Origin of the sequence: Mesorhizobium sp. M2A.F.Ca.ET.067.02.1.1 (genome assembly GCF_004023285.1) — a bacterium.
GTDB lineage: Bacteria > Pseudomonadota > Alphaproteobacteria > Rhizobiales > Rhizobiaceae > Mesorhizobium.
Genome location: NZ_RZSB01001407.1, coordinates 1 through 485, shown reverse-complemented (window position 1 = coordinate 485; position 485 = coordinate 1). Strand labels below are relative to the sequence as shown.

Annotated in this window: 1 protein-coding gene; it reads left to right on the top strand. The window is 63.1% G+C overall.

Annotated elements, in window-relative coordinates:
- On the top strand, positions 1–485 hold a 485-nt coding region (locus EOA28_RS38070; protein WP_245501717.1), incomplete at both ends, for an ABC transporter substrate-binding protein.

Below are 485 nucleotides of genomic sequence, written 5' to 3'. Positions count from 1 at the left end.
AGGTTCGGGCCAGGATCGCAAGGTGCTCAAAGCCGCCTTCGAATTGCTGAAGAGCGCAGGCTTCCGCGTCCAGGACGGCAGGATGCTCGACCCGCAGGGAAATCCGTTCGGCTTCGAGATCCTGACCTCATCGCAGGATGAGGAGCGGCTGGCGGCGATCTACCAGCGCACGCTGGAAAAGATCGGCATCGACGTCGGCATCCGCTCGCTCGACGGCGACCAGATCCAGTCGCGCAAGCAGCGTTACGACTTCGAGGTGCTGATCGGCACCAGCGGCTTCAACAACTCCTTGTCGCCCGGCAGCGAGCAACTCGGCCGCTGGGGATCGGTTGCCGCGAAAACGGAAGGGTCGTTCAATCTCGCTGGCGTCGCCGATCCTGCCGTCGACGCCGCGATCGACGCGATGCTGAACGCCCGCACCAAGGAAGACTATGTCGCTGCCGTCCGTGTCCTCGATCGCCTTCTGATCTCGGGCTACTATATCG